Source organism: uncultured Shimia sp. (genome assembly GCF_947498095.1).
GTDB lineage: Bacteria > Pseudomonadota > Alphaproteobacteria > Rhodobacterales > Rhodobacteraceae > Shimia.
The window spans coordinates 1-1369 of record NZ_CANMJE010000036.1 but is presented as its reverse complement, the minus strand read 5'-3'; the positions used below and the strand labels follow the sequence as shown (position 1 = coordinate 1369).

Annotated in this window: 2 protein-coding genes; one reads left to right on the top strand and one right to left on the bottom strand. The window is 53.7% G+C overall.

Annotation, left to right across the window (positions count from 1 at the left end; all coding sequences use genetic code 11):
* Positions 1 to 181 (top strand): hypothetical protein (locus tag Q0932_RS20445; RefSeq protein WP_299357102.1); only part of this gene is annotated, 181 nt, incomplete at its 5' end.
* Between the two features lie 57 nt (positions 182 to 238).
* Here the strand turns inward: Q0932_RS20445 and Q0932_RS20440 are convergent.
* The gene (locus Q0932_RS20440) at positions 239 to 1297 is read right to left on the bottom strand and encodes an IS110 family transposase (protein WP_299357100.1); all 1059 of its coding nucleotides are present in this window, start codon (positions 1295 to 1297) and stop codon (positions 239 to 241) included.
* Between the last annotated feature and the right edge of the window lie 72 nt (positions 1298 to 1369).

Genomic DNA, 1369 nt, shown 5'->3' with positions numbered 1-1369 from the left:
ATGTATGTACCGGCTGCTGTTCGCAAATGATTTCTTGCACGCTTTCGGAAGTCGCTCATATGTATCCGGCCTGTTGATCGACACGCGGGTCGTGGCCTTGTTGGGGTTACGCACGCGCCGTGATCTCATTAGCGGACAGGTCGATTATGACCTAATGGGCCGTCAGACTCTGGGGGCGTAATTATTCCGTTCCATGCTTTTCGATCTATCGCGAACTCCTTTGAGCTGCTTCGGGTTGTTAGACGCCGATTGCAACCTCATCTCTTGGTGCGTCGAATGTCGTCTTGTGCCTTAGAATGCTCCATGCCATGCGGGCCAGCTTGTTGGCGAGTGCAACGGCGGCCTTGTTTCGATGCATACGTTCTGATGCGCGAGCCAACCAGTCGCCAAAGCTGAAGTCTGGCCAGCGGTGCGGTCGCATCATGATGACCTTTGCCGCCTGAACAAACAGCATCCTCAGATATCTACTACCGCGTTTTGAGATGCGACCGAGGACCGTCCGCCCACCGGTGCTGTATTGCCGGGGCACAAGTCCGACCCAAGCTGCAAAGTCGCGCCCGCGATCAAAGGCTTCGCCTTCACCAATCGCCGCAACCATCGCTGTTGAGATCATCGGACCAATTCCAGGTATCGTCATGACGTTGACGCAGTTCTCTTCGGTTCGACTGATCTCTTCGATCTCCTGCGATACCTTGTCGATCCGGTCGTCCATCCACATCCAGTCGCCGTAAAGGCCGATCAGGATCGAACGCATCCGGGGTGATATCTCGTCTTTGCGCTCCTCTAAGATTGTCTCGAAGGAGTTCTTCAAGGCGCGCAGACCTTTGCGCACCGTAATGCCTTGTTCGATCAAGAAAGCACGGATCTGGTTGATCGTCGCTGTCCGGCGCGACACCAGACGTGATCGCACACGATGCAAAGCCTGTAAGTCGAGCTGGTCCTGAGTCTTCTCAGAAACTGCTTTCAAGTTCGGACGCAGTGCCGCCTCAGCAATCGCTTCTGCGTCGTTGTAGTCGTTCTTCTGCCCCTTGTTGAATGGTTTAACGTAGATTGCGGGAATGATCCGGGGCTCAAAGCCCATCTTGCGCAACGTCCGACTGACAAAATGCGCACTCAAACAGGCCTCCATGCCAACCACGCAACGCGGCAGTTTCTCGAATGTCGCGATCAAAGCAAGTCGTTTGATCTGCTTGCGCAAAACACGCTGCCCATCGAGATCAAAACCAACAAGGTGGAACGTATCTTTCCCAATATCGATCCCAATCGACTTCAACTCATCAAAATCAGTTTTTGCCATGCTACTTCTCCTATTTGCAGAAATAGGCTCAGCCTAACCTGCTGGGTGAAGCAGCCGGTACATCCCATTAGC